26 protein-coding genes are annotated in these 25654 nt (G+C 70.5%); 13 read left to right on the top strand and 13 right to left on the bottom strand.

Going from position 1 to position 25654, the window contains the following annotated elements; all coding sequences use genetic code 11:
- Positions 1-138: 138 nt before the first annotated feature.
- A complete protein-coding gene (locus tag AC0699_RS18150) occupies positions 139-450 on the bottom strand; it encodes a hypothetical protein (RefSeq protein ID WP_478661073.1) in 312 nt (103 codons plus the stop codon).
- A gap of 205 nt (positions 451-655) precedes the next feature.
- Here AC0699_RS18150 and AC0699_RS18145 point away from each other — a divergent pair, with 205 nt between their 5' ends.
- Positions 656-1612, top strand: a complete 957-nt coding sequence (locus AC0699_RS18145; RefSeq protein WP_478661070.1) for a GlxA family transcriptional regulator — start codon at positions 656-658, stop codon at positions 1610-1612.
- A 64-nt stretch (positions 1613-1676) separates the two neighbouring features.
- Positions 1677-2486 (top strand): HAD family hydrolase, encoded by an 810-nt coding sequence (locus AC0699_RS18140; RefSeq protein WP_478661067.1) that lies wholly within the window; start codon positions 1677-1679, stop codon positions 2484-2486.
- Between the two features lie 136 nt (positions 2487-2622).
- On the opposite strand, the gene AC0699_RS18135 is transcribed toward AC0699_RS18140, so the two are convergent.
- Positions 2623-3222 carry a Uma2 family endonuclease gene (locus AC0699_RS18135; protein WP_478661065.1) on the bottom strand — a complete coding sequence of 200 codons (600 nt, stop codon included), beginning with the start codon at positions 3220-3222 and terminating at the stop codon, positions 2623-2625.
- Between the two features lie 124 nt (positions 3223-3346).
- Positions 3347-6163 (bottom strand): FAD-binding and (Fe-S)-binding domain-containing protein, encoded by a 2817-nt coding sequence (locus AC0699_RS18130; protein ID WP_478661062.1) that lies wholly within the window; start codon positions 6161-6163, stop codon positions 3347-3349.
- A 163-nt stretch (positions 6164-6326) separates the two neighbouring features.
- Between AC0699_RS18130 and serC the strand changes: the two genes are divergently transcribed.
- On the top strand, positions 6327-7445 hold the full coding sequence (gene serC, locus AC0699_RS18125; protein ID WP_478661060.1) for a phosphoserine transaminase: 1119 nt from the start codon (positions 6327-6329) through the stop codon (positions 7443-7445).
- A 356-nt stretch (positions 7446-7801) separates the two neighbouring features.
- A complete protein-coding gene (locus tag AC0699_RS18120; protein WP_478661057.1) occupies positions 7802-8455 on the top strand; it encodes a DUF4360 domain-containing protein in 654 nt (217 codons plus the stop codon).
- Positions 8456-8638: 183 nt separating this feature from the next.
- Here AC0699_RS18120 and AC0699_RS18115 read toward each other — a convergent pair whose 3' ends face one another.
- Positions 8639-9472 (bottom strand): ABC transporter permease, encoded by an 834-nt coding sequence (locus AC0699_RS18115; protein ID WP_478661055.1) that lies wholly within the window; start codon positions 9470-9472, stop codon positions 8639-8641.
- Positions 9469-10440, bottom strand: coding sequence for an ATP-binding cassette domain-containing protein (locus tag AC0699_RS18110; RefSeq protein ID WP_478661053.1), 972 nt, complete (start codon positions 10438-10440; stop codon positions 9469-9471). The genes AC0699_RS18115 and AC0699_RS18110 overlap by 4 nt, the downstream gene beginning before the upstream one ends.
- 98 nt (positions 10441-10538) lie before the next feature.
- Between AC0699_RS18110 and AC0699_RS18105 the strand changes: the two genes are divergently transcribed.
- On the top strand, positions 10539-11264 hold the full coding sequence (locus tag AC0699_RS18105) for a TetR/AcrR family transcriptional regulator (protein WP_478661050.1): 726 nt from the start codon (positions 10539-10541) through the stop codon (positions 11262-11264).
- A 100-nt stretch (positions 11265-11364) separates the two neighbouring features.
- On the opposite strand, the gene AC0699_RS18100 is transcribed toward AC0699_RS18105, so the two are convergent.
- Complete coding sequence (locus AC0699_RS18100; RefSeq protein ID WP_478661047.1) at positions 11365-12375, bottom strand: SdiA-regulated/phytase-like domain-containing protein; 1011 nt, start codon at positions 12373-12375, stop codon at positions 11365-11367.
- Positions 12376-12445: 70 nt separating this feature from the next.
- On the opposite strand from AC0699_RS18100, the gene AC0699_RS18095 reads away from it, so the two are divergent.
- Positions 12446-13132 carry a GDSL-type esterase/lipase family protein gene (locus AC0699_RS18095; RefSeq protein WP_478661044.1) on the top strand — a complete coding sequence of 229 codons (687 nt, stop codon included), beginning with the start codon at positions 12446-12448 and terminating at the stop codon, positions 13130-13132.
- 18 nt (positions 13133-13150) lie between these two features.
- Here AC0699_RS18095 and AC0699_RS18090 read toward each other — a convergent pair whose 3' ends face one another.
- A complete protein-coding gene (locus AC0699_RS18090; protein WP_478661042.1) occupies positions 13151-13426 on the bottom strand; it encodes a DUF2087 domain-containing protein in 276 nt (91 codons plus the stop codon).
- A 108-nt stretch (positions 13427-13534) separates the two neighbouring features.
- Entirely contained in the window at positions 13535-13990 is a 456-nt protein-coding gene (locus AC0699_RS18085) for a carboxymuconolactone decarboxylase family protein (protein ID WP_478661039.1), read from the bottom strand.
- A 167-nt stretch (positions 13991-14157) separates the two neighbouring features.
- Between AC0699_RS18085 and AC0699_RS18080 the strand changes: the two genes are divergently transcribed.
- From AC0699_RS18080 to AC0699_RS18070, 3 genes are all read left to right on the top strand, one after another.
- Positions 14158-14355, top strand: a complete 198-nt coding sequence (locus AC0699_RS18080; RefSeq protein WP_478661037.1) for an antitoxin — start codon at positions 14158-14160, stop codon at positions 14353-14355.
- A 17-nt stretch (positions 14356-14372) separates the two neighbouring features.
- A complete protein-coding gene (locus tag AC0699_RS18075; RefSeq protein ID WP_478661035.1) occupies positions 14373-14813 on the top strand; it encodes a CBS domain-containing protein in 441 nt (146 codons plus the stop codon).
- A 227-nt stretch (positions 14814-15040) separates the two neighbouring features.
- Positions 15041-16552, top strand: a complete 1512-nt coding sequence (locus AC0699_RS18070) for a DUF1254 domain-containing protein (protein WP_478661033.1) — start codon at positions 15041-15043, stop codon at positions 16550-16552.
- A gap of 9 nt (positions 16553-16561) precedes the next feature.
- Here AC0699_RS18070 and AC0699_RS18065 read toward each other — a convergent pair whose 3' ends face one another.
- Together AC0699_RS18065 and AC0699_RS18060 are read right to left on the bottom strand one after the other, a co-directional pair.
- Positions 16562-17017, bottom strand: coding sequence for a hypothetical protein (locus AC0699_RS18065; RefSeq protein ID WP_478661102.1), 456 nt, complete (start codon positions 17015-17017; stop codon positions 16562-16564).
- 231 nt (positions 17018-17248) lie between these two features.
- Positions 17249-17707, bottom strand: a complete 459-nt coding sequence (locus AC0699_RS18060; RefSeq protein WP_478661099.1) for a carboxymuconolactone decarboxylase family protein — start codon at positions 17705-17707, stop codon at positions 17249-17251.
- A 65-nt stretch (positions 17708-17772) separates the two neighbouring features.
- Here AC0699_RS18060 and AC0699_RS18055 point away from each other — a divergent pair, with 65 nt between their 5' ends.
- The 4 genes from AC0699_RS18055 (at position 17773) to AC0699_RS18040 (ending at position 22240) form a co-directional block, all read left to right on the top strand.
- Entirely contained in the window at positions 17773-18279 is a 507-nt protein-coding gene (locus tag AC0699_RS18055; RefSeq protein WP_478661031.1) for a MarR family winged helix-turn-helix transcriptional regulator, read from the top strand.
- 213 nt (positions 18280-18492) lie between these two features.
- Positions 18493-19917: a family 2B encapsulin nanocompartment shell protein gene (locus AC0699_RS18050; protein WP_478661028.1), complete on the top strand. Its 1425-nt coding sequence runs from the start codon at positions 18493-18495 to the stop codon at positions 19915-19917.
- Between the two features lie 35 nt (positions 19918-19952).
- On the top strand, positions 19953-21314 hold the full coding sequence (locus AC0699_RS18045; protein ID WP_478661026.1) for a family 2 encapsulin nanocompartment cargo protein terpene cyclase: 1362 nt from the start codon (positions 19953-19955) through the stop codon (positions 21312-21314).
- Positions 21315-21379: 65 nt separating this feature from the next.
- A complete protein-coding gene (locus AC0699_RS18040) occupies positions 21380-22240 on the top strand; it encodes a geranyl diphosphate 2-C-methyltransferase (RefSeq protein WP_478661023.1) in 861 nt (286 codons plus the stop codon).
- A 147-nt stretch (positions 22241-22387) separates the two neighbouring features.
- On the opposite strand, the gene AC0699_RS18035 is transcribed toward AC0699_RS18040, so the two are convergent.
- The 3 genes from AC0699_RS18035 to AC0699_RS18025 form a co-directional block, all read right to left on the bottom strand.
- The gene (locus AC0699_RS18035; RefSeq protein ID WP_478661021.1) at positions 22388-23377 is read right to left on the bottom strand and encodes an aldo/keto reductase; all 990 of its coding nucleotides are present in this window, start codon (positions 23375-23377) and stop codon (positions 22388-22390) included.
- A 272-nt stretch (positions 23378-23649) separates the two neighbouring features.
- Positions 23650-24219 carry an RNA 2',3'-cyclic phosphodiesterase gene (gene thpR, locus AC0699_RS18030; RefSeq protein ID WP_478661018.1) on the bottom strand — a complete coding sequence of 190 codons (570 nt, stop codon included), beginning with the start codon at positions 24217-24219 and terminating at the stop codon, positions 23650-23652.
- A gap of 63 nt (positions 24220-24282) precedes the next feature.
- Positions 24283-25644, bottom strand: a complete 1362-nt coding sequence (locus AC0699_RS18025; protein ID WP_478661015.1) for an MFS transporter — start codon at positions 25642-25644, stop codon at positions 24283-24285.
- Between the last annotated feature and the right edge of the window lie 10 nt (positions 25645-25654).

Here is a 25654-nt window from a genome sequence, read left to right as displayed (position 1 = left end):
CTACATCCAACTCCTCAGGTGTCACCCCCGGTCAACGACACAGCCCCCTCAACCGGACACGCCACCGGCGAGTGAACCTGACCAAGCCCTACTAGGACTGGGCAGTCGGTAGTCGTACCGCTCGAAAGCGAACAACGCTCACCTTCGCGCGCAGGTTCGGGCGTCGGCGGGGGGCCGGACGGGAGGATGGGCACCGGCTCTGGGGCGGTGGGCCGTCGGGTGCCAGTTCCCCAGGGCGTCGCGGTGGAGGAGGAGGACCTCGGTCCAGGTCTCGTCGAGCGGCGTGTACTCGCGCGCTTCCCGCTCCGGGAGGGAAGCTGCCAGCCGTGCCGCAAGCCGCCGGGCGTCGTGCTCGTCCTTGGCGTCCCGGACGACGTAGAAGTGCCTGACGGTCCGATCCGTACCGGTGCAGAGGCGGAACCCCACCATCCACAGATGATCGATGAACAAGAGACCGCTCCCTTCGGCGACTGATGGTCGTCCTTCGCTCCTGGGGCCCGTGGCGCAAACGCTAGTGACTGACCGAAATGCGGCATAGGGGCTGGATCGACAAACAGCAACGGATTCCCGCCACGCGTCTGACGTGGGAAAATATCGCCCTTGGTGTTTTGCCCGGAGTGTAGGCATTGGCCGGATTGCGTCTATCGTTGATGCCATGCACACCGTGGCAGTTCTCGCGTTGGACCGGGTGCTGGCGTTCGACCTTGCGGTGCCGGTCGAGGTTTTCGGATGCGTCCGGCTGCCGGATGGCCGGCGGCCGTACCAGGTGCGGGTCTGCGGGGTGACTCCGGACGTGGACAGCGGCACGTACGTGGTGCGGGCACCCTGGGGGCTGGAGGCGCTGGCCGACGCGGACACGATCGTCGTGCCCGGCCGCGCCGATTTCAGCTGCCCGCCTGCTGAGGAGGCCCTGGAGGCGTTGCGGGCAGCGGCGGCGCGGGGGACCCGGATCGCCTCGATCTGCTCGGGGGCGTTCACCCTGGCCCAGGCGGGGCTCCTCGACGGTCTCGCCGCGACCACGCACTGGCTGGCCACCGGTCTGCTCGCGGAGCTCCACCCAAAGGTGGAGGTCCGTCCGGACGTGCTGTACGTCGACAACGGCCGGCTGCTGACGTCGGCCGGGGCGTCGGCGGGCCTGGACCTGTGCTTGCACATGATCCGGCAGGACCTGGGCTCTGCCGTGGCGGCCGACGCCGCCCGCCTGATGGTGATGCCGTTGGAGCGGGAAGGCGGTCAGGCCCAGTTCATCGTCCACCAGCAGCCCCCGGTGCCTCAGGGCTCGGTGATCGAACCGGTTCTCACGTGGATCGAGGAACACCTGGGCCAGGACCTTTCCTTGGAGGCCATGGCGGCCCGATCCGGGCTGAGCGAGCGGACGTTCAGCAGGCGGTTCCACGAACAGACCGGCACCACGCCCCTGCAGTGGCTGCTGCGCGCACGGGTCCGCCGGGCCCAGTACCTGCTGGAGACCACCGACGACCCGGTCGAGCGCGTGGCGGGCCAGGCCGGGTTCGGCTCGCCCACCGCGTTCCGCGAGCGCTTCAAGCGAGTGACCGGAACCACGCCGCACGGCTACCGCGCCGCGTTCCGCGGTCAGCGCACGAGGATGTAGACATGCCGCGGCCGGTACGGACCGGGTGAACTCGCCTCCCAGGACGGGTCCGTAGCATGAGGCGATGCAGCGACCCCGGCTGATCGCCACCGACCTGGACGGCACGCTCCTGCGCAGGGACGGCACCGTGTCGGAACGCACGCTCAGTGCGCTGCGGACCGCCGTCGACGCGGGCACGGAGCTCGTCTTCGTCACGGCGCGACCGCCCAGGTACGTCGACGCGCTCGCCGCCGCGACCGGGCTTGCCGGGACGGCGGTGTGCAGCAATGGCGCGCAGGTGTACGACGTCGCCACACGCGCCGTCATCCGGTCCCGGACCCTGTCGCCGGCCACCGCCCGCAGGGTGGCGGCAGCGCTGTCGGATGCCGCCCCGGGACTGGGCTTCGCCGTGGAGACGGGCCATCAGGTCCTGTACGAGCCGGCGTACGGTCTGCGGTTCTTCGAGGAGATCGCTGCCGAGTCGCCCGTTGCGTCCCTGGCGGAGCTGTGGCTGCTGGACGTACCGATCGTGAAACTGCTCGCCCACTCCCACCGGTTCGACGCGGACATGCTGGTCGCCATGGCGGAGGCTTCCGCGGGCGGCGCGGCGCAGTTCACCCATTCCGGCGGTCGCGGTCTGCTGGAGATCAGTGCGCCCGGTGTGACCAAGGCCGCCACGCTCTCGGCGCTGTGCGCCGAGTGGGGCATCGTCGCCGACGACGTCATCGCCTTCGGCGACATGCCCAACGACCTGACCATCCTGCACTGGGCAGGCACCGGCTACGCCATGGGCAACGCACACCCGGCCGTGCTCGCCGCAGTGGCGCGGCGCACGGTGTCCAACGAGGAGGACGGCGTGGCCCGCGTCCTCGAGCGGCTCTTCGACCGGGGCTGACCCAGGGCTGATCCGTGTCTCATCTGCGCGTAGCCTTCCGGCCCTTTGGTCCTCCGGGTGACCGCTGATCAGGCCGGCCGGTCGCCTCTCTTCGTCCTCGGCCGTCAGCCAGGCGTGAAGTCGTACTGCAGGCAGCTCAGTCGCGGGGGAAGTCGGCGGTGGCGATGGTGAGACCCAGAGGGGTGTTGGTGAGGTCGACCTCGGCACCGAAGGCAACGGTCGTCTCGATGACGTAGTCGCCGTCCTTGGGTTGGGTGTAGACGTGGCACTTGCCGAGGTAGGGGTCGGCGATGAGGTAGACCGGGACCTCGGCAATGGCGTAGGCGGTCTTCTTGGGGCCGTAGTCGTTCGCGCCAGTGCCCTTGGAGATCACCTCGGCAATGAACTCGACGTCCTGGTAACTCCAGCGGCCCTTGTCATCGGTCTCCGCTCCTTCGCGAAGCTTCGCCACATCCGGGCAGAGCCCATTCAGATACCCGGGGAAGTCGATGCGCACATCTGACGTGAGGTTCACGTCCATGCCGTACCTGTCTTCCAGAGCTCGGACAATCCGGCGGATGATTCCCCAGTGCGCATTTCGCTGCGGCGACATGTGGATGATCCCCTCGACGATCTCGACCCTGTATCCCTCGGGGACGGGCATCCGCTCAAGCGCTTCGAACATCTCGTCCAAGATGCGCTCGTTGTCGCTGTCGGCCATGGCCATCTCGATCCTGTCGGTCTCTACGACGGTCATCGTGGCGCTCCTCCCCCGCTGCCGCGTGGTCGCCTGCAGCCGCGCAGTACAACGATACGTACGGCGGTGGCGACACGCCCGTGACGAGCGCCGCGTCCATCGGCGGCCTCAGGTCACCGTCCGCCTACTCCTCCGCCAGGGCTTCCGCCAGGACCTCCGCCAAGTGCCGCCCCCGCCGCCCCGCCAACTGCTCCAGCTGCGCCCGGCACGAGAAGCCGTCCGCCAGGAGCACGGCATCGTCACCGGCCGCCCGCACGGCCGGCAGCAGCTGGTCCTCGGCGCAGGCCACGGACACCTCGTAGTGGCCGCGCTCGAAGCCGAAGTTGCCCGCCAGGCCGCAGCAGCCGCCGCTCAGAGCACCGGCGAGGCCCGCGCGTTCGCGCAGCCGGCGCTCCGCCGCGTCGCCCAGGACCGCATGCTGGTGGCAGTGGGTCTGGCCGACGGCAGGACGGTCGATACGGGGCGGGCTCCAGTCCGGGGCGCACTGCTCCAGCGCCTGGGCGAAGGTGCGTACCGACGCCGACAGGCGCGTCGCGCGCGGGTCGTCGCCGAGGAGCTCCGGGAGGTCCGTCTTCAGCGCCGCCGCGCAGCTCGGTTCGAGGACGACCACGGGTACGTCCATGTCCAGCAGCGGCTCGACCGTGTCCAGAGCCCTGCGCATGACCGCACGTGCGCGGTCGAGCTGGCCGGTGGAGACGTAGGTCAGGCCGCAGCAGACCCGTCGCTGTGGCAGCACGATGCCCATACCGGCCGCCTCCATCACCGCGACAGCTGCCTTCCCGGCATCGGGCGAAAGGTGATCGGTGAAGGTGTCCGGCCAGAGCACGGCAGTACGGCTCTTCGCCCAGATCCGCGTGCGGTCGCCCAGGTGTCCGCGTACCCAGCGCCGGAACGTCACCGGCGCGAGCGCCGGGATGTCGCGTTCCGGGGCGATGCCCGCCAGGCGTTTCGCGAGCGAAGCCAGCGGGCGGACGCGCGCCGCCGCGTTCACCACCCCGGCGAAGGGCGCGGCCAGACGCAGCCACTGCGGCAGCCGCCCCATCGCATAGTGCGACGCCGGCCGCACCCGTCCCGCGTAGTGGTGGTGCAGGAACTCCGCCTTGTACGTGGCCATGTCGACACCCACCGGGCAGTCGCTGCGGCACCCCTTGCACGACAGACACAGGTCGAGCGCGTCCCGTACCTCCTCGGAGCGCCAGCCGTCCGTCACCACCTCCCCCGCGAGCATCTCGTGCAGCAGCCTGGCGCGCCCGCGCGTGGAGTGCTGTTCCTCGCCGGTCGCGCGGTACGAAGGGCACATCACACCTGGACCGGAACTGGGCCCGTCCACACGGCACTTGGCGACTCCGACGCACCGCCGCACCACGCCGGCGAAGTCCCCGCCGTCGTGCGGGTAGCCGAACTCCACATCGACCCGCGTACCCGGCAGCACCTTGAAGCGGAGGTTCTCGTCCAGGCGCGCCGGCCGCGCCAGAACGCCCGGATTCAGCCCGCCCGCCGGGTCCCAGACGTCCTTGAACCGGCCGAAGAGGCCGACCAGTTCGTCCCCGTACATCTTCGGCAGCAGCTCCGCCCGCGCCTGACCGTCCCCGTGCTCGCCCGACAGGGAGCCGCCGTGCGCCACGACCAGTCCGGCCACGTCCTCCGAGAAGGAACGGAAGCGCCGCACCCCCTCCTCGCTCAGCAGATCGAAGTCGATACGGACATGGATGCAGCCGTCCCCGAAGTGCCCGTACGGCGTCCCGCGCAGCCCGTGCTGCGCCAGCAGCGCCCGGAAGTCCCGCAGGTACGCGCCGAGGCGCGCCGGAGGCACGGCGCAGTCCTCCCAGCCCGGCCAGGCCTCGCTGCCGTCCGGCATCCGGGTCGCGGTGCCGGCGGCGTCCTCCCGGATCCGCCACAGCGCGCGCTGCGCGGCCGGGTCGGTGACGACAGCTCCGTCCAGCGCATCCGCGCCCCGCACGATCTCCTCCGCGCGCGCCCGCGCCTCGCCGCCCGTCGCCCCGCCCGTCTCGACGAACAGCCAGGCGCCGCCGCGCGGCAGCCCGACCGCGTCCGGCACCAGGTCCCGCGCCATCCCCTCCACGGTCAGCGGCCGGTACGGCAGCAGACCGGCGGCGGCCTCGGCGGCGGCGCTCTCGTCGGCGTACCCGAGCAGGGCGAGGGCACGCGCGGGCGGTGAGTCCACGAGCCGTACGGTCGCCTCGGTGAGCACGCCGAGCGTGCCCTCGCTGCCGCAGAAGGCACGCGCGAGGTCGGTGCCGTTCTCGGGCAGCAGCGCGTCGAGCGCGTAACCGGAGATACGGCGCGGCAGTCCACCCGGGAAGCCGGTGCGCAGCAGCGCCAGGTTGCCGGAGACCAGCTCCCTCAGCCCGGCCGGGACGGCGGCCGGCCCCTGGCCGAACCCCTGGCCGAGGCGCATCTCGTCGCCCCCGTACGTCACCACGGACAGTTCGGCCACATTGTCCGCGGTCGTCCCCCACGCCACCGAGTGCGACCCGCACGCGTTGTTGCCGATCATCCCGCCGAGGGTGCAGCGGCTGTGCGTCGAGGGATCCGGCCCGAACGTCAGTCCGTACGCCCCCGCCGCCTCCCGCAGCCGGTCCAGCACCGCGCCCGGCTGTACGACGGCCGTGCGTGCCGCCGGGTCCACGGAGACCACGGACCGCATATGGCGGGTGAAGTCCAGCACCACGCCGACGCCGGTGGCCTGACCGGCGATCGACGTCCCGGCGCCCCTCGGCACCACCGGCACCCCGTGGCTCCGGCAGACGGCGAGCGCCGCCGCCACGTCCGCCGCGTCGCGCGGGGCGACGACCCCGTCCGGGACCCGGCGGTAGTTGGACGCGTCCATCGTCATCAGCGCGCGGGCGCCGGCACTGAAGTCCACATCGCCGCGGACGCCCGCCCGGAGGGCCCGTTCGAGCTCCTTACGGTCAGCCATGCGCTCAGCCATACGGTCAGCCATGCGCTCAGCGTGCCCCAGACGGCGCGTACGCACCCGCCCGATCGGGCGACACCGAGGACTCGTCCCAACCAGTGATCGCTTGTCTCATTCGCCGGACAATGCCCCCGGTGACCTGGCGGAACCGACTAGGCTCCGGCTCGTGGCCGATATCCAGATTCCCGCTGACATCAAGCCCGGCGACGGCCGTTTCGGCGCCGGACCCTCCAAGGTGCGTACGGAGGCGCTGGACGCCCTGGCCGCCACCGGTACGTCCCTGCTCGGTACGTCCCACCGCCAGGCCCCGGTCAAGAACCTGGTCGGCGAAGTGCGCGAGGGCGTAAGTGACCTGTTCTCGCTGCCCGAGGGCTACGAGGTGATCCTGGGCAACGGTGGCTCCACCGCGTTCTGGGACATCGCGACGCACGGGCTCATCGACAACAAGTCGCAGCACCTGTCCTTCGGCGAGTTCTCGTCGAAGTTCGCGAAGGCGGCGAAGCTGGCCCCGTGGCTGGCCGAGCCGAGCGTGATCTCCTCCGACCCCGGTACCCACCCGGAGCCGCAGGCCGAGGCCGGTGTCGACGTCTACGCCTTCACCCACAACGAGACCTCGACCGGTGTCGCGGCGCCCATCAAGCGCGTCGAGGGCGCCGACGAGGGCGCGCTCGTGCTCGTCGACGCGACGTCCGGCGCGGGCGGTCTGCCCGTGGACATCGCCGAGACGGACGTGTACTACTTCGCGCCGCAGAAGTCCTTCGCCTCGGACGGCGGCCTGTGGATCGGCGTGTTCTCGCCCGCCGCACTGGAGCGTGCTGCCCGGATCCACGCGTCCGGCCGCCACGTACCGGAGTTCTTCAGCCTCCCGACGGCGATCGACAACTCGCGCAAGAACCAGACGTACAACACCCCGGCGCTGTCGACCCTCTTCCTCCTCAACGAGCAGCTGAAGTGGCTGAACGGGCAGGGCGGCCTGGACTGGTCGGTGCGCCGCACCGCCACCTCCGCGCGGAACCTGTACGGCTGGGCCGAGGAGTCGAAGTACGCGACGCCGTTCGTCGCCGACCCGGCCAAGCGCTCGCAGGTCATCGGCACGATCGACTTCTCGGACGACATCGACGCGGCGGCGGTCGCGAAGGTGCTGCGCGCGAACGGGATCGTGGACACCGAGCCGTACCGCAAGCTGGGCCGCAACCAGCTGCGGATCGCGATGTTCCCGGCGATCGACCCGGCGGATGTGCAGGCGCTGACGGCCTGCGTCGACTACGTCATCGAGAAGCTGTAGTCACCATCGGCAGGTGAGTCACCAGCAGTACGTGGAGGGCCCGGCGGCATTCGGCCGCCGGGCCTTCGTCATGCCCGGCCGGTGCGCCGTGCGCACGCCGTGCCGGTTGCGTGGAGGTGGCGTGCAGCTGCCGTGTACGTACGGCCGATAACCGCCCTATCCGACGGGGAAGTTGGTCCCTACGATCCAAGCGATCCGATGCGTTTGATGCGTTTGACATGTCCACGTCTCAACTGATTTATCGAGCCGATCGCACCGATCGAACTCGTCGGGGCGGGACATGGGATCGGCTGGACCCCCCACGGTTCGCCTGCACGCAAGGCCACCGACCACCACCATCGATCGGAGCTCGCTGCATGCCCAGAGCCTTACGCGCGAGTGCCGCCCTCACGGCGGTCCTCGCCTCCACGCTCGTCGCCGGCAACGCCGGCAGCGCGAACGCGGCCATCACCGCCCCGCCCGACAAGATCGTCATCGAGATCGCCACGGTGAACGGATCGGGCTGTCCGGCAGGGACGGCCGCCGTCGCCGTGTCCCCGGACAACACCGCCTTCACGGTCACCTACAGCGACTACCTCGCCCAGACCGGCGGGGGCTCGGCACCCACCGACTTCCGCAAGAACTGCCAGCTCAACCTGATCGTCCATGTCCCGCAGGGCTTCACGTACGCCGTCGCCAGCGTGGACTACCGCGGCTACGCCAGCCTGGAGCGCGGCGCCACCGCCATCCAGAAGGCGTCGTACTACTTCCAGGGGTCGCCCGACACGGCCGCCAGGAACCACCCCTTCAGCGGGCCGTACGACAACAACTGGCAGGCCACCGACTCGACCGAGTGGGGCCAGCTGGTCTGGGCGCCCTGCGGGGTGAAGCGGAACTTCAACATCAACACCGAACTGCGCGTCAAGGCGGGCACGTCCGACGTGTCGAAGACCAGCTTCATCGCCATGGACTCGACCGACGGTGAGATCAACACCGTCTACCGCCTGGCCTGGAAGGAATGCCCGGCGTAACAAGGGACCGGCGCAACGCGGACCGGGTGGGCCCGCCCCCCTCGCGGGCCCACCCCCTCCGGAAGCCTCAACCGATCAGCGGCTCACCGACTCACCGACTCAGCCGCTGGAACCTCCGCACGGCGAGCGGAAGGCTGCACCCCCCGGGGGATAACCCCCGGACCCCCAGCCCGGCCTCGTATCTCACCGACTCAGCCGCTGGAACCTCCGCACGGCGAGCGGGAGGAAGACCGCGGTGATGACGGCCGGCCACACCACCGCCATCAGCACCGCATACTGTTCGACCCAACTGCCGCCCCCGGCACCCGGGTTGCCGAACAGTTCACGGGTGGCCGCCACCGTCGAGGAGACCGGGTTCCAGGCAGCCACCGGGGCCAGCCAGCCCGGCATCAGCGACGGCGCAACGTACACGCTGGAGATCATGGTGAGCGGGAAGACCACGGCGTAGAGACTGCCCGCGGCCTCCGGGTTCGGCACGACGAGACCGCACCACACGCCCACCCAGATCAGACTGAAGCGCAGCAGCAGCAACAGCCCGAAGGCCGCCGCCGTGGCCGCCGGGCCGCCGTCCGAGCGCCAGCCGATGGCGAGGGCGGTCAGCGCGAGGATGGCCAACTCGGCGGCGGCGACGAACAGGTCGGCGACGCCCTGGCCCGAGCAGACCGCGGACGGGGCCATCGGCATCGACCGGAAGCGGTCGGTGACGCCCTTGGCCGAATCGGCCACGACGGCCATCGCGGTGCTCATGAAGCCGAACGCCATGGTCGTGGCGAACATGCCCGGCATCAGGAACTCCTTGTAGTCCCCGTCGCCCGGCACCCGCATCGCGTCCCCGAAGACGAAGCCGTACAGCAGCACGGACACGATCGGAAAGCCGAGCCGCCACAGGATCAGGACCGGTTGGCGGCGGTAGTGGAGCATGGTGCGGCGTACGACGTTCCCGCAGTCCACCACCGCCCAGAAGAGCCGCTGGTGCGGGAGTTCCGCGCGCGGCACGGTGAGATCAACAGCCGTCATCGGGCAGCCACCTCCGTGCGGTGTCCGGTCAGGCGCAGGAACACATCGTCGAGACTCGGCCTGCGCAGCCCGAGGTCCTCGACCTGGATGTCCTCGTCCCGCAGGGTCCGCGCGACCTCCGTCAGCGCGGCCACGCGGTCGCTGACGGGCGCGTGCACGCGGCGCTCGTCCTCGTCCGTCTCGGGCTCGGCGCCGGGGCCGGTGACACGCGCGACCACCTTGGCGACCCGCCGCAGATCTCCCGCATGCGCGGCGACGACCTCGATACGGTCGCCGCCCACCCGGTTCTTCAGTCCGTCCGGGGTGTCGTCGGCGATGGTCCGGCCACGGTCGACGACGGTGATGCGCGAGGCGAGCTTGTCGGCCTCGTCCAGGTACTGGGTCGTCAGCAGTACCGTCGTGCCGCCTGCGACCAGGGCCCTTGTCGCGTCCCAGACCTCGCCGCGGGCGCGCGGGTCGAGCCCGGTCGTCGGTTCGTCGAGGAACAGCACGTCAGGGGCGAGGATCAGCGAGGCGGCCAGGTCGAGCCTGCGCCGCATCCCGCCGCTGTACGCGCTCACGCCCTTGTCCCCGGCGTCCGCGAGGCCGAAGCGCTCCAGCAGCTCCTCGGCCCGCAGCCGGGCGCGCCGGCCGCCGAGCCGGAAGAGCCGGCCGAACAGCTCCAGGTTCTGCCGCCCGGTGAGGCCTTCGTCCACGGCCGCGTACTGCCCGGCGAGGCCGATGCGCCGTCGCACGCCCTGCGGATCGCGCGCCACGTCGAGGCCCGCCACCAGCGCCCGGCCGCCGTCGAACTTCAGCAGCGTGGCGAGGACGCGCACGGCCGTGGTCTTGCCCGCCCCGTTCGGACCGAGCAGTCCGTGCACCGTGCCGCGCCGGACGGTGAGATCGAAGCCGTCGAGGGCGTACGTGTCCCCGTAGCGCTTGCGCAGGTCCTCGACCCGCACCGCATGCCCGCCCTGTTCGTCCATGCCCGTCCGCCTTCCGAAGAACCCAGAAACTGAGTACACCGTACCCGAATGAGAGTACACCGTACTCAGTTTCTGTCGGGCGGCTTAGGGTGGGGGCCATGACGAGCAACAGCCTCGAACTCCTCTGGGGCACCGGCGAGCGGCCCAGCCGCGGCCCCAAGCCGGGCCTCACCCTGGAGCGGATCGTCACCGCCGCCGTCGAGGTCGCGGACGCGGAGGGCCTGGACGCCGTGTCCATGCGCCGCGTCTCCACCGAGCTCGGCGTCGGCACGATGTCGCTGTACCGGTACGTCCCGGGCAAGGCGGAGCTGCTCGATCTGATGCTGGACCACGTCCAGGCCGAATCACTCGCCTCCGAGCCACCGCGGGCCGTCGACTGGCGCGACGCCGTCGGGATCCTGGCCCGCGGCCACCGGGAGCTGTTCCACCGGCATCCATGGCTGCTCAAGGTCAACGAGGCCCGCTCCGCCCTCGGCCCCAGCACGCTGCGCGGCCTGGAGATCTGTCTGGCCGGGCTCAAGGGCATGGGTCTGAGCGACCCCGAGACCATCTCGGTGATCATCACGGTGCAGAGCTTCGTCACGGGCATCGCCCGGACGGAGATCCAGTCGGTCGAGGCCGCCAAGGAGACCGGCGTGAGCCACGAGAACTTCTGGGAGGGCCAGCGCCCCTATCTGGAGCGGGCGATGGCGAGCGGGGAGTTCCCGAACATGGCGGCCCTGTCCGAGGAGGCGTTCTCGACCGGCTTCGACCACTTCGCCTTCGGCCTGGAGCGGCTGCTGGCGGGTTTCGAGGCCCTTGTGGAGCGGCGCGCCAGGGGATGACGCCGGGCCGGGTCGTATCGCGAGACCCTGCCCGGGCGCGCACCGAGAAGACCTCCCGGGTCCTGCTCGACCCGGCGCGGCAGGGCCGGCCGGACGGGCCTCAGCCGCGGCGCCGCCGGGACCGGACCGCCAGTGCCACCACCGCGGCGACGACGAGCGCGCCCGCGGGGACCGCGAGGCCCTTGCCGTCCGCGGCCGTACCACTGCTCCCCGCCCCGCCCGCGGAGGCGCCCGCGCCGCCGGACGCGGACGCGCTCCCCGATCCCTTCGCGTCGTCCTTCTCGAGCTCGCGCCGCACGACCTCGCTCTGCTCGCCCTCCGTGCCGAACATCAGCGCCTTGCCGTCCAGCGTGTACGTCACCGACTCGGCCTGTCCCTGCAGCGGCGCGCTGACATGGTGGTCGGGCCCGAGGCGCCCGTCGCGCCACTCATAGCCCCGCGCGCTGAAGTAGGAGCGCAGCACCAGCTCCTTGCCGTCCGGCGAGAACGCCCCGTCCGTCACCCACGGCACCTCACCGATCCGCCGGAAGACGTTCGTCCCGCCGGTCACCAGCCGGGACGGCCCTTCGTAGAGCCCGCCCCCGTCCTCGTTCTTGCTGGCGATGTAGATCCGCCCGGTCTTCGGGTGGACCATCATCGCCTCGGCGTTCCGCGGCCCGTCCGCGTACCGGACGGTGTACTGGGTGGCGTGGACGGTGATGTCCTTCAGCCGGCGCGGCTCCGGGAAGCGGTAGATCCAGACGTGGTCCCAGCTGCCGTTCGCGTTGTCGCCGATGTCGCCGACGTAGACGTTGCCGTCCGGCCCGACGGAGATGGCCTCCATGTCGCGGGGCTTCCCGACGCCCTGCAGCGTGACCGTGGCGACGGTCTCGCCGGTCCTCGAGTCGACGGCGAAGACGCGTGGGGCGTCCTGGTCGTTGTGCGTCCAGTAGATGCCCGGGTGGGCGCGGCTCGCCGCGAGACCACTGGATTCCGTGATCCGCGGGTCCTTGATCGTGAAACCGTCACCGTCACCGTCACCGTCGTCGGCGGCAGCGGCAGCGGGCACGGCGGAACCAAGGACCACCGCGGCGGCGGCGAGGGCCGCCCAAGTCGTACGCAACGAACGCATGCCCCCAAGTGTCCATCGTCACGTCACCTGCCGCGGTCGCACCCGGCGGGGGTCGGCCATCATTACCCCCATGCGTTTCATGTTCGTCGGTGACTCCATGACCATCGGACGCGCCGGCGACTACACCTGGCGCTACCGGATGTGGCAGCACCTCAACCGCTCCTTCGGCGGCCCGTACAGGATCGTCGGTCCGCGCACCGAGCTGTACGACACGGTCGCCGACGCGCCCGTCTCCGAGGCCTACGCGGACCCGGCCTTCCCCGCCGGCGCCCGCAGGCATCTGGCCGGCTGGGGCGAGGGCTGGCTGCACATGGCCCCGCTGATCCGGGAGACGGTGGCCGCGACGAAGGCGGACGTGCTGCTCGTCTCGCTGGGCCTGATAGACCTCGGCTTCTACACGAACAGCACTCAGACCGCCCTGAACGCCCGCGAGTTCATCACCGCGGCCCGCGCCGCGAACCCGCACGTCCGGGCCGTGCTCCTGCCCGTTATCCCCAACGTGCGGGCGATGTCGGACACCCCCTTCGCGAGCGAGTGCGACCGCTTCAACGAACTCCTCGCCAAGGCCGTCGCGGACCTCGACTCCCCCGCCTCGCCGCTGCTGCTGGCGTCCCCGCCCCAGGCGTACGACGTCCACTCCGACACGTACGACGGCACGCACCCGGGCCCGTCCGGCGAGCACAAACTGGCCGCGGCCTTCGCCGACGCGATGTACCAGGCCTGGGACTTGGGCGCGCCGTACGAGCCGTCCGCGTGACCCCGGTCGCGTGACCGGTCACCCCGCTCGCCGGTAGCTGCTGCCGTCCCTGGTCCGGGCCAGCAGGCCGGCCACGACGAGGTAGCGGCGGAGCGCGGCGGAGTCCTCGTGCACCGTGAGCAGCGCCTCGTTGACCTCGGGCTCGGTGTACTCCCGGTCCGGCTGGAACAGCGTCTGCGCGAGATGTACGAGCAGCTGCTCGCGACGGGCCGGCTTCCGTGGGATCGCCGTCAGCCGCCCGTGGGAGAAGAGGGCGGACACTCCGCGCGACCCGCCGGTTCCGTTGTCTGACATGGCCGGAAGCCTCCTGCACCGGCCGACCGCGCGGCAACGGAATTTCCGGGGCTGCCGGCGGTCGGCGGTCAGGAGGTCACCGGGCCAGGAGGTCACCGGGCCATCGGGTCACCAGGTCGCGCCGGCGACCTGCCGCGTCGTGGCGTTCAGACGGTTGAAGAGGTTCGTCGTACCGATCATCAGGATGATGGCCGCGAGCTGCTGCTCGTCGTAGTGGTCGGCGGCGTCGTCCCACACCGCGTCCGGCACCGGGTCGGACCGGTCGCTGAGCCGGGTCGCCGCCTCGGCGAGCGCGAGCGCGGCGCGCTCGGCGTCCGAGAAGTACGGCGCCTCCCGCCACGCCGCCACCGACGCCAGCTGCTCCTCGGTCAGGCCCGCCTTCCGCGCGCTGTGCACACCGCCCACGACGCAGTAGCTGCAGCCGTTGATCTGGCTGGCCCGCAGGTGGACCAACTCCATGGTCGTCTCCGGCACACCGCCCTTCCTCGTGGCCTTCAGCAGATCGAGGATGGCCGGCATGGCCTCGGGGATCACGGTGGCGGGGTTGTTCATCCGAGCCTGCATGGTTTCTGTCCTCCGGGGTTGTCGTCAGTCACTGCTCTGACGGATCGCGCGGAAGGAATGTGACCGGGTGGCGGCACGAATTTTCGGCGCCTCCCCGCGCAGATGCGAACCGTGCGAGGTGAGGTGACCCTGGAGGGGCGGGGGTACACGGCAAGGAGGGCCAGCCCATGTCCGTGATGGACAAGCTCAGGCACATGCTGAAGGGACACGAGGACCAGGCCTCCAAAGGCGTCGACAAAGCCGGAGACACGGTCGACGAGAAAACCCAGGGCAAGTACAGCAGCCAGGTCGACACCGCCCAGGACAAGCTCAAGGAGCAGTTCGGTGGTGACCAAGGCGGCCAGGACCGGCCGCCGCAGCCCTGACGGAACGGAAGGGAACCATGACCCGGAACACCCAGCTCACCGCCCGCGACATCATGACGAGCGGCGTACAGTGCGTCGGCGCGCACCAGTCGCTGCAGGACGCGGCGAAGATGATGCGCGATCTGAACGTCGGCTGTCTGCCCATCTGCGGCGACAACAACAGGCTCACCGGCCTGATCACCGACCGTGACATCGTCGTCCAGTGTTGTGCCGAAGGCATCGACCCTGCGACGGTCCAGGCCGGCTCCCTCGCCGGGGAGCTCCACTGGATCGACGCGAGCGCCGGCGCCGACGAGGCTCTGTCGACGATGGAGCTGCACCAGATCAAGCGCCTGCCAGTGATCGACGTCAAGCAGGGACACCAGCTCGTCGGCATGATCACGGAGGCCAATCTCGCGAGGAACCTGACGGACGCGCAGATCGCGGAATTCGCAACGCGGGTGTACGCGAACGCGTAGCCCACCGCGTGGCCAACGGCGTGACCGAACGCGTAACCAACCGCGTGACCGAACGCGTAACCATCCCCTGACAGGTCAGGGGCGGCGCTCGCGACCATCCGGGCGCCGCTCCGGGACCACCCCGAAATCCGGTGCGGGCGCGCAGAGTCCGCTTTCCCCATGAGGCGTTTCCCAGCGGAAGGGACTTGATGATGTCCGAAGCCACGCGTCACCGTCAGCTTCGGCGGATGCAGGACGATGCCGCAGGTGTCACGGCCACCATCGGCCGGGCCGCGAGCGCCGCGGGTCGCGCCGCGGCACATGCCGTACGCCACCCGCAGGGCATGGTGGACCGGGTGCGTCACTTGCCCCAGGCGCTGCCGCTGGTCCGGCAGGCTGTCACGCCCATCCTGACCGGGCGGGTGCGCGACTGGCGTGGGGAGTACGCCTACACGCTGGGTGAGCAGGCATTCGTCTACGGGTTCCCGTACATGTACAACGCCCGGCTTCGTCACGAGTGGGTGACCCAGCCGCGCGACCCGGTGACGATGCCGTACGCCCCGGTCAACCATTTCTGGCACGCGCAGCAGCTGTTGGACGCCTCGTACCGCGACGGTGGCTGCCCGAACAACGACACCCTGTACTCGGTCGCGTGGGTGGACCTGCGCGGCGAGCCGATCGTCCTGTCGCACCCGGACATGGGTGACCGCTACTTCACCTTCGAGCTGATGGGCATCACCTCCGACAACTTCGACTACGTCGGCCAGCGCACGACGGGGTCCAAGGCCGGTCATTTCGCGATCGTCGGCCCGGACTGGAGCGGAAAGCTTCCCGACGGTGTGCGCCGCATGGCCGCCGCGCCGAGTCCGTGGATCCTGATCCTGGGCAGGACGTTCGTCGAGGGCCATGACGACGTGCCGGCCACGCAGGCGCTGCAGGCCCAGTACCAGCTCACTCCGCTCAGCTTGTTCGGCAGGCGCGGCGAGGGCGTGGACCGGGCACAGCTCCCGGCGAGCCGCGACGTGCTGAAGCCGGCGGAAGCCGCGGAGGACCCGCTCGGCCCGTGGAAGACGCTCAACGCCATGCTGGCCGAGAACCCGCCACCACCCCATCACGCGATCCTGCTCCAGCAGTTCGCCGAGGTGGGCATCGGGCCCGGTCTCGATGTCGAAGCCCAGCCCGAGCCGGTCAAGAAGAACCTGATCCGGGCCGCGGCCGTCGGCGTACCGATGCTCAAACAGCAGATGCTCAGCGGTGAGTGGGCACACCCGGTGAACGGATGGCGTTACCCGCCGCCGCAGATGGGCCGCTTCGGCGACGACTTCCTCAAGCGCGCCGCCGACCAGTCGCTGGCAGGTATCGCCGCCAACGACCCCGACGAGGCGGTCTACCTGCTCAACTACGACGACGCGGACGGGAACAAACTATCCTCCGGCCGGTACGAACTGCGCTTCGCCCCGGGCGCCCTGCCGCCCGTCGACGCCTTCTGGTCCCTGACCGCCTACGGGGACGACATGAACCTGATCCCCAACCCGGCGAACCGCTACTCGGTCGGGGACCGCACCCCCGGGCTCAGCACGGACGCCGACGGAGGTCTCACCATCCGCCTGCAGCCCACGACACCGGAAGAGGGCCGCGAGTCCAATTGGCTGCCCACCCCCGAAAGTGGCGCCTGGTTCGTGATCCTGCGCATGTACCGGCCGCACCGCGAGGTGGTCGACGCGGTTTGGGAATGCCCTCCGCTCACCCGCCTCGACTGAGCGCGTCCGTCAGTGCTGGATGGCGGCCTTGACGACCACGATGATCAGCCCGAGCAGCAGGTTGATCGCGCCGGAGGCCACCACCAGGCGCCAATGGGCGCCCGCACGGACGACCGCGGCGGTGGCCCAGCCGACCTGTTCGCCGACCGCGACGGCGAGTGCCAGCCACGCCGTCCCCTCCAGGTCCAGTCCCAGCACCCAGCCGAGCGCCACGGCGGCGGCCGGGGGGACGGCGGCCTGGAGGATCGGCCACTCCCGGGCGCAGACGCGGCGGATCTCCCGCCGGTTCAGGGGCTGGTCGAGGAGCCTGTCGCCGACGAGGCGGACGTAGACGTGGGTGGCCCAGTACACCAGGCCGGTCACGAGAATGAGCACAGCGAGCTGGAACCGCGGGAACGGGCCGTACGCCCCGGCTCCGGCCACCACCGAGGCGGCGAGGAGCGAGCCGTAGACCGCGCCCGCGATATCGGTGCGCTCCGCGCCGGCCGCCGGCTGCCCGGTGTCCCCAGCCGCGGCCCCAGCCCCACCCCCGTTCCTGTCCCGGTCCCCGGCTCCGTCTCCGTCATCACCCGTGGTGGTTCGGCGTGTCACGAGCCCAGGATCCAGCGGTCTCGCCGGACCGCACGGTCACGGCTGCCTGAAATGCGGCCGTGTCATGGCAATTGCGGCCGGTCGGGTGAGGACCGAGCCCCTGGCTCAGGGCGCGGCGCGCACGAGGCGGTTCGCGAACGTCGACATCGTGTACGTGCCGATGCCGAGGACGACCTCCAGGGCGTTGCGCTCGGTGTAGCCGTACGAGAGGAAGCGCTTCAGTTCCTCGTCATCGACGCCACCCGCAGTGGCGAGGACGTCGAGAGTGAACTGCCGTACCGCTTCAAGAGGTTCGTCCACAAGCGGGCGCTGGGCGTGCAGAGCCTCGATCAGCGCCTCGTCCGCGCGCAGGGCGCGCAGCTTGGCCGTGTGCATCTCGACGCACACATGGCAGTCGTTGCGGACGGCGACGGTCATGATGACGACCTCGCGCGCCACGGGCTCCAGGGTGCTGCTTTCGAAGACGGCACTGAGCTGGAGGAAGCCGCCCAGCAGCTGTGGCGACTCGGCGAGGCGGGCGACGGCGTCCGGGAGACGGCCGAGGTTCCGCACGACCGCCTCCATGGCCTTGCGGGACGCGGGCGGAGCGGTTTCCAGGGTGTGGTCGGTGAACACGTACGCCTCCTAAGATGGACAACGTGGTTGACGAAAATAAAGTAAACCAGGTTGTCGATGCGCGCAAGGGATACGAGCTGCCGCTGCTCCTCTTCGCGGGCTTCCGCACGCTCATCGACCGCCTCCATGCCGAACTGGCCCGCCAGGGCCACCCGGACCTACGGCCCGCGCACGGCTTCGCCATGCAGGCGATCGGGGCCGGCGGCGCGACGGCGAGCGAGATCGGGCGGCGGCTCGGCGTCTCGAAGCAGGCTGCCGGGAAGACCGTGGACCGGCTCGTCGTCCTGGGTTACGCGGAGCGCGCGGACGACCCCGCCGACGCACGGCGCAAGATCGTCCGTCTCACGCCGCACGGACTGGACGCCCTCGCCCGCTCGGCGGCGGTCTTCGACGAGCTGCGCGCGGACTGGTCAAGGACCCTGGGCGAGCCGGAGCTTCGCGCACTGGAGGACGGCTTGCGCTCGGTCGTACCGGCCGACGCGTTCCGCCTCGACGCGGCCGGCTGGTTCGGGGGCGCCTGACAGTGAACAATGCGCCCCCAGGCGCGGGCGCACTCCGGCGCGGGGCGTGAGCGTGCAGCCGCGCCGCACACTGCGGCGCGCCGGACGCACCTTTCCCACCTCTCGATCACAATGCGTTACTTCTGTTCACAAAGAGTGATATCGCCTGGTCGATGGGCCATTCCCGGCCTCTCGACACCACGCGGATCACCACACGAATGGGAGAAACAGCAGATGTCAACGGAGACACGACCCGCCCGCACGGCGGGCAGCGCTCAGTCGCAGCACCAGGAGCAGCTCAGCCTCAGCACGGCGGCGGCCCGCAACCTTGCGACGACCACCAAGTCCGAACCCCAGATGCAGGGCATCAGCTCGCGATGGCTGCTGCGCAAGCTGCCGTGGATCCATGTACCCGGGGGCACCTACCGGGTGAACCGCCGGCTGTCGTACACGGTCGGCGACGGCCGGGTGTCCTTCGTCAAGAACGGCTCCAAGGTCCAGGTCATCCCCGCGGAGCTGGCCGAACTGCCCCCGCTGCAGGGGTTCGACGACACCTCGGCGCTGGGCGCGCTGGCCGACAAGTTCGTCCAGAAGGAATACGAGCCGGGCCAGGTCATCGTGGGATCGGGCAAGAAGGCCGACCACGTCTATCTGATCGCGCACGGCAAGGTGGAGAAGGTCGGCCAAGGCCCGTACGGGGACGAGGCCGTCCTGGGACGGCTCGGGGACGGCGACTCCTTCGGCTGCGATGTGCTCACGGGGACCGACGGCAAGTGGGACTTCACCGCCCGCGCCACCACCGCCGTCACGATCCTCGCGCTGCCGCGCACCGCGTACAGGACGGTGGTGGGCCAGCACGAGAGGCTGCGGGACCACATTCAGGCGCACAGCTCGAACGGCCACAAGAAGGTGAACAGGGCGGGCGAGGCCGCGATCGACCTCAGTGCCGGCCACTTCGGCGAGAGGACCCTGCCCGGCGCCTTCGCCGACTACGAACTCACGCCCCGTGAGTACGAGTTGAGCGTGGCGCAGACCGTGCTGAAGGTGCACAGCCGGGTCGCCGATCTCTACAACAAGCCGATGAACCAGACCCAGCAGCAGCTGCGCCTCACCATCCAGGAACTGCGGGAGCGCCAGGAGCACGAGCTGGTCAACAACCCCGAGTTCGGCCTGCTCAACAACGCCGACTTCGACCAGCGCATCCAGACCCAGTCGGGACCGCCCACCCCGGACGACCTCGACGACCTGCTGAGCATGCGCCGCGGCACCCAGTACCTGTTCGCGCACCCGCGTGCCATCGCGGCCTTCGGCAAGGAGTGCAACAAGCGGGGCATCAACCTCACCAGCGTCGACGTCGACGGCCACCACATCCCCGCCTGGCGGGGCGTGCCGATCCTCCCGTGCGGCAAGATCCCGGTCACCCGGCACCAGAGCTCGTCGATCATCGCCATGCGTACCGGCGAGGACAACGAGGGTGTCATCGGGCTGTACCAGACAGGGCTCCCGGACGAGGTCGAGCCGGGCCTCAACGCGCGCTTCATGGGCATCGACGAGAAGGCGATCATCTCGTACCTCGTCAGCACCTACTACTCCGCGGCCGTTCTCGTGCCGGACGCGATCGGGATCCTCGAGAACGTCGAGGTACGCCCGCGTGCCTGAGTGCCCGGATCCACTGGTGAAGGAGGGCTGAAGCGGTGTCACTGCTGTCCCGTATGACCGCCTCCGCGGCCGCGCACGAGGTGGCGGACCTGGTGGGTGCCCTGCTGTCCGATCCGGCGCGCCCGGGGCGGCCGGACCTGCCGGCAACGGAGCCGGGCCCCGGATCGGTACCGGGTGCCGGATCGGCTTCCGTCGTACGGCGGATCCCCGGCGGGCCCACCGGGCCCGGCACCTCGGCGGCCAGGGTCCTGATCCCCCCGCCGTCCGTGCCCGTGCAGGTCACCGAACCGCGCCTGCCCCGGCCTCCTGCCCCGTACCCCGTGCTCGGCGGTCCCACCGGTCTCGGCACCTCGGCCGCCCGTATCGCGCACGGCGAGCCGGCGTCGGTTCCGGGACCCGCTCCCGGATCGGCTCCGGCTCCGAGCCGCAGACCGGACCAGGCGCGTCCGGCGCTGTACTGCCCGCCCGCCGTACGCGACGACCCCGCCCTCGGCGAGGTGGTCAACGAGCGGCTCGTCGCATGGGCCGAGGAGGTCGGGATCTACCCCGGCCATCTCGACAAGGTCCGTTCGGCCGGCTTCGGGCGCCTCATGATGCTCGCCCACCCCGAATCGGACGACCCCGACCGCCTGCTGGCGGCGGCGAAGTGCGGGCTGTCCGAGTGGGCCGTCGACGACCACATCGTCGACGGCGAGGTGGAGGAGCCGCGTCACGACCTGATCGGCCGACGGCTGGCGATCTGCCACTCGGTGATCGACCAGGCGCAGCTCCCACTGCGCTACGCACCCCAGCTGGAGGAGATCGTCCGGAAGGACCCGGTCGCGATGGCCCTCCGCTCCGGGCTGGACAACCTCGCCCGGTACGCCACGACGACGCAGGTGCGCCGGCTCCGCCACGAGCTGGCCATCATGTTCGTCGCGTACGGCCAGGAGGGGATGTGGCACACGACCGGCCACCGGCCGCCGGTCTGGGAGTACCTGATGCACCGGCACGAGAACAGCTTCATCCCGTGCATGGTGCTGGTCGACGCGATCGCCGGATACGAGGTTCCGCAGGCCGAGTTCGCCGACCCCCGGGTGCGCCGCGCTTTCAATCTGGCCGGCACCGCCACCGTGCTCATGAACGATCTGTACTCGATGGGCAAGGAAGGTCCCACGGACTTCAGCCTGCCCATGCTCATCGCCGCCGAGGAGAACTGCTCGATGCAGGAAGCGGTCGAGCAGAGCGTGCAGATCCACGACGAGCTGATGCACACGTACGAGGCCGAGGCGTCCGTCCTCGCCGCCGCGGGCTCCCCTCAGCTGCGTCGGTTCCTGGCCGGGACATGGGCCTGGGTGGGCGGCAACCGCGAATGGCACGCGGGCAGCCCTCGCTACAACGAAGCGGCCACGGCCTGAGCCAGGCGTTTTCCCAAGCCCGGATCCTCCACTCCCAACCCCCCACCCATGCAAGGAGTTTCCTCATGACGACGACCGTTCCCACGCAGTCCCCCGTCCTGCGCACCCCTTACCAGAAGTCCGTGGCCGCCTACTGGAACGCCGAGCAGGACCCGGTGAACCTGAAGCTCGGCGACATCGACGGCCTCTACCACCACCACTACGGCATCGGCGACTACGACCCCTCCGTGCTGGCCGGCCCGGAGGACACCCGGGACGAGCGGATCATCGCGGAGCTGCACCGGCTGGAGACCGCACAGGCGGAGCTGCTCCTCGACCACCTGGGCCACATCTCTTCCGGCGACCGCGTCCTCGACGCCGGCTCGGGCCGGGGCGGTACCAGCTTCATGGCCGAGCGGCGGTTCGGCTGCCAGGTCGACGGGGTGTCGATCTCGGAGTCCCAGGTCGGGTTCGCCAACAAGCAGGCCGCGGAACGCGGCGTGACCGACCGCGTGCAGTTCCACTTCCGCAACATGCTGGACACCGGGTTCGCCACCCGCTCGCGCCGGGCCGTGTGGACCAACGAGACGACCATGTACGTGGATCTGTTCGAGCTCTTCGGCGAGTTCTCCCGGCTGCTGGAGTACGGCGGCCGTTACGTCTGCATCACCGGCTGCTCGAACGATGTGAACGGGCTGCGTTCCAAGGCCGTCAGCCGCATCGACGAGCACTACACCTGCAACATCCACCCGCGCAGCGAGTACTTCAAGGCCATGGCCGCCAACAACCTCGTGCCCATCGAGGTCGTCGACCTGACGGCGCGCACCATTCCTTACTGGGAACTGCGCCAGAAGTGCTCGGTCGCGACGGGCATCGAGGACCCGTTCCTCACCGCGTACAAGGAGGGGAGCTTCCACTACCTGATGATCGTCGCCGACCGCATCTGACCGCTTCCGGCAGCGGGTGAGGGGGCGGGACCGGACGGGGGCGGGGACCGGACAGGGGCGGGGACCGGACAGGGGCGGGGACGGGACGGGGACGAGGGGCGGAGGCGCTCCCCGTCCCCCCGGAGTCACGTCCCCGTCCCCGCCGGATCACCAGGCGAAGGCCTCCGGGGACGGCCCAGGACCCGGGAAGATCGTGTCGAGTTCCGTCAGCAGCTCCTGCGACAGTTCGAGGTCGACCGCCCGCAGCGCCGAGGCAAGCTGGTCCGCGGTGCGCGGGCCGACGATCGGTCCCGTGACGCCCGGCCGGGTGAGCAGCCAGGCCAGGGCCACCTCGCCCGGTGCCAGTCCGTGCTTGTCGAGCAGGTCCTCGTACGCCTGGACCTGCTCACGTACGGACGAGTCGGCCAGCGCGTCCGCGGAACGCCCGGCCGTCCGCCGCGCCCCCTCGGCCTCCTTCTTGATCACGCCGCCGAGCAGCCCACCGTGCAGGGGCGACCAGGGGATCACCCCGAGGCCGTACTCCTGTGCCGCCGGGATGACCTCCATCTCGGCCCGCCGCTCGGCCAGGTTGTACAGGCACTGCTCGCTGACCAGCCCGTACGAGCCGAGCCTGCGGGCGGTCTCATTGGTCTGGGCGATCTTCCAGCCGGGGAAGTTGGAGGAGCCCGCGTAGAGGATCTTGCCCTGCTGGATGAGGACGTCGACGGCCTGCCAGATCTCCTCGACCGGGGTGTCCCGGTCGACGTGGTGGAACTGGTAGAGGTCGATGTAGTCGGTCTGCAGCCGCTTGAGGCTGGCCTCCACGGCGCGGCGGATGTTGAGGGCGGACAGCTTGTCGTGGTTGGGCCAGGGCTCCCCCTCCGTGCCCATGTTGGCGTACACCTTGGTGGCGAGGACCACCTTGTCCCGGCGGTCGCCGCCCTGGGCGAACCAGGAGCCGATGATCTCTTCGGTGCGGCCCTTGTTCTCGCCCCAGCCATACACATTGGCCGTGTCGAAGAAGTTCAGACCCGCGCCCAGTGCGGCGTCCATGATGGTGTGGCTGTCGGCCTCACTGGTCTGGGGCCCGAAGTTCATTGTGCCGAGGACGAGTCGGCTGACCTTGAGTCCGGTGCGTCCGAGCTGCGTGTACTTCATGGGGGCCAGCCAACGCCTTCGAGTCCGCTCGAAGCAAGGCCATTCCGGTCATCCGAAGGCTCGGCGTCGCGCCGGCCCCGGACACCGTCCTGAAGGACGAAACCGGCCGGCTTCCGGCCGGTTTCCAGGAGGAGAGGGGGTCAGTTGCCCAGCGCGGCCGCCACCGCGACGACGGCGAACATCAGCACAAGCACACCGGCCATGATCCGGTTACGGGTTTTCGGGTCCACTCTTCGAGCGTAACGGGCAGGTCCGGGCGCCCGGACCGCGGGTCAGCCGGTCGCGCCCAGTGGCCACTCACCCACCTCCTCGTAGCGGGGCCGCGCCCCCGGGACGCCGCCGCCGGGCAGGTTGCTGCGGACCAGGACCAGCCGGGACACGGTCCAGGGCGTGCCCTCGAAGCCGTGCAGCGCGTCGACGTAGGGGTGCAGGTCCGTGTTCTCGCGGGTACGGGCGATCGTCAGATGCGCGTGGTAGGCGCGGTGCTCGTCCATCGCCACCCCCGCCCGCCGCGCCGCCGCGTCCGCGCGCTCGGCGAGCATCCGCATCTCGTCGAGGCCGCCCGCGGCACCGACCCACAGGGCCCGCCGGCCGAAGTGCCCGCCCTCGTGCAGCCGCAGCCGGAACGGCTCGCTGCGGTGGGCGGCACGGCCGAGCCGCTCCTGCAGATCGGGCAGGAGCCGCTCGTCGACCTCTCCCATGAACGCGAGTGTGAAGTGCCACCCGGGCCGCCCGGTCCAGCGCAGTCCGTCCGCACCGGGGAGTGTGTGCAGCTGGTCGACGACCCGCCCGAGTTCCCGCAGGGCCTCCTCGGGCGGCAGCACGGCAGCGAAGAGTCTCATACGGCGAGTCTTGCAGCGTTCGCGTCCCGGCGGGGCCTGTCGCCGGACCCGGTCGCACCGGGGTCAGGATGCGGTCGTGAGCCGCTCGCGCGGGACGAAGCGTACGTGCGGGTGGCCCGGCCGCAGATCCAGCTGGACACGCAGGCCGCCGAGCCGGGCGAGGACCAGACCGATCGCACCGGCCGCGGCCATCGCGACCGCGCCGCCCGTGGCGAACCCGGCGCGCGCGCCGTACATGTCGGTGATCCAGCCGACGATCGGCGCCCCCAGCGGCGTGCCACCGACGAAGACCATCATGTAGAGGCTCATCACGCGGCCCCGCATCACCGGGTCCGTGGCCAGCTGGACCGACGAGTTGGCGGTGACGTTCACCGTCAGGCCGACCATGCCGATCGGGACGAGCAGCAGCGCGAACAACCAGAAGGACGGCGAGAACGCGGCCGCGATCTCCAGCGCACCGAACAGTGCCGCCGCGCCGACCAGCATCCGCAGCCGGGACGAGCCGCGGCGCGCCGCGAGCAGTGCGCCCGCCAGCGAGCCCGCCGCCATCAGCGTGTTGAACAGGCCGTACGTACCGGCCCCGGCGTGGAAGACCTTGTCCGCGAACGCGGTCAGCCAGATCGGGAAGTTGAAGGCGAACGTGCCGATGAAGCCGACGAGCACGATCGGCCAGATCAGCTCGGGCCGCCCGGCGACGTACTTCAGTCCCTCCCGCAGCTGGCCCTTGCCCCGGGGCGCACGCTCCACCTTGTGCAGCTCACCCGTGCGCATGAGCAGCAGGCCGGTCAGCGGCGCGAGGAAGGACAGGCCGTTGAGCAGGAACGCCCAGCCGCTGCCGACGGCGGTGATCAGCACACCGGCGACGGCCGGCCCGACCAGCCGGGCCGACTGGAAGTTCGCGGAATTGAGACTGACGGCGTTCCGCAGCTGCTGCGGGCCGACCATCTCGGAGACGAAGGACTGCCGGGCCGGGTTGTCGACGACCGTGACCATGCCGAGCAGGAACGCGATCAGATAGACGTGCCAGACCTGGACCTGACCGGAGAGCGTGAGGACGGCGAGCGCGAGCCCGCACAGACCGAGCGCGCCCTGGCTGATCAGCAGGATGCGGCGCTTCGGGTAGCGGTCGGCGATGACGCCGCCGTACAGACCGAAGAGCAGCATCGGCAGGAACTGCAGGGCCGTGGTGATGCCGACGGCCGCGGACGAGCCGGTGAGGCTGAGGACCAGCCAGTCCTGGGTGATACGGGCCATCCAGGTGCCCGTGTTGGAGACGATCGCTCCGGTGAAGAACAGGCGGTAGTTACGGACCTTGAGCGAGGAGAACGTCCCGGAAGGTCCGGTACTCCCCGAGGTCGGCGCGGTCGGGGTGTCGTGGTCGGAGTTCGGTGCGGGGGCGGAGTCTGCTCCGGATCCCGTACTCAAAGGGGTTCGC

It is taken from the genome of Streptomyces sp. NPDC043870 (assembly GCF_056435785.1).
This window is presented reverse-complemented; position numbering and strand designations above follow the sequence as displayed.

Excerpts from the sequence above, each read along its gene's own strand:
- AC0699_RS18145 (WP_478661070.1), top strand. The coding sequence starts at position 656 with ATGCACACCGTGGCAGTTCTCGCGTTGGACCGGGTGCTGGCGTTCGAC.
- AC0699_RS18140 (WP_478661067.1), top strand. The coding sequence starts at position 1,677 with ATGCAGCGACCCCGGCTGATCGCCACCGACCTGGACGGCACGCTCCTG.
- AC0699_RS18135 (WP_478661065.1), bottom strand. The coding sequence starts at position 3,222 with ATGACCGTCGTAGAGACCGACAGGATCGAGATGGCCATGGCCGACAGC.
- AC0699_RS18130 (WP_478661062.1), bottom strand. The coding sequence starts at position 6,163 with ATGGCTGACCGTAAGGAGCTCGAACGGGCCCTCCGGGCGGGCGTCCGC.
- AC0699_RS18120 (WP_478661057.1), top strand. The coding sequence starts at position 7,802 with ATGCCCAGAGCCTTACGCGCGAGTGCCGCCCTCACGGCGGTCCTCGCC.
- AC0699_RS18115 (WP_478661055.1), bottom strand. The coding sequence starts at position 9,472 with ATGACGGCTGTTGATCTCACCGTGCCGCGCGCGGAACTCCCGCACCAG.
- AC0699_RS18110 (WP_478661053.1), bottom strand. The coding sequence starts at position 10,440 with ATGGACGAACAGGGCGGGCATGCGGTGCGGGTCGAGGACCTGCGCAAG.
- AC0699_RS18105 (WP_478661050.1), top strand. The coding sequence starts at position 10,539 with ATGACGAGCAACAGCCTCGAACTCCTCTGGGGCACCGGCGAGCGGCCC.
- AC0699_RS18100 (WP_478661047.1), bottom strand. The coding sequence starts at position 12,375 with ATGCGTTCGTTGCGTACGACTTGGGCGGCCCTCGCCGCCGCCGCGGTG.
- AC0699_RS18095 (WP_478661044.1), top strand. The coding sequence starts at position 12,446 with ATGCGTTTCATGTTCGTCGGTGACTCCATGACCATCGGACGCGCCGGC.
- AC0699_RS18090 (WP_478661042.1), bottom strand. The coding sequence starts at position 13,426 with ATGTCAGACAACGGAACCGGCGGGTCGCGCGGAGTGTCCGCCCTCTTC.
- AC0699_RS18085 (WP_478661039.1), bottom strand. The coding sequence starts at position 13,990 with ATGCAGGCTCGGATGAACAACCCCGCCACCGTGATCCCCGAGGCCATG.
- AC0699_RS18080 (WP_478661037.1), top strand. The coding sequence starts at position 14,158 with ATGTCCGTGATGGACAAGCTCAGGCACATGCTGAAGGGACACGAGGAC.
- AC0699_RS18075 (WP_478661035.1), top strand. The coding sequence starts at position 14,373 with ATGACCCGGAACACCCAGCTCACCGCCCGCGACATCATGACGAGCGGC.
- AC0699_RS18070 (WP_478661033.1), top strand. The coding sequence starts at position 15,041 with ATGCAGGACGATGCCGCAGGTGTCACGGCCACCATCGGCCGGGCCGCG.
- AC0699_RS18060 (WP_478661099.1), bottom strand. The coding sequence starts at position 17,707 with ATGGAGGCGGTCGTGCGGAACCTCGGCCGTCTCCCGGACGCCGTCGCC.
- AC0699_RS18055 (WP_478661031.1), top strand. The coding sequence starts at position 17,773 with ATGGACAACGTGGTTGACGAAAATAAAGTAAACCAGGTTGTCGATGCG.
- AC0699_RS18050 (WP_478661028.1), top strand. The coding sequence starts at position 18,493 with ATGTCAACGGAGACACGACCCGCCCGCACGGCGGGCAGCGCTCAGTCG.
- AC0699_RS18040 (WP_478661023.1), top strand. The coding sequence starts at position 21,380 with ATGACGACGACCGTTCCCACGCAGTCCCCCGTCCTGCGCACCCCTTAC.
- AC0699_RS18035 (WP_478661021.1), bottom strand. The coding sequence starts at position 23,377 with ATGAAGTACACGCAGCTCGGACGCACCGGACTCAAGGTCAGCCGACTC.
- thpR (WP_478661018.1), bottom strand. The coding sequence starts at position 24,219 with ATGAGACTCTTCGCTGCCGTGCTGCCGCCCGAGGAGGCCCTGCGGGAA.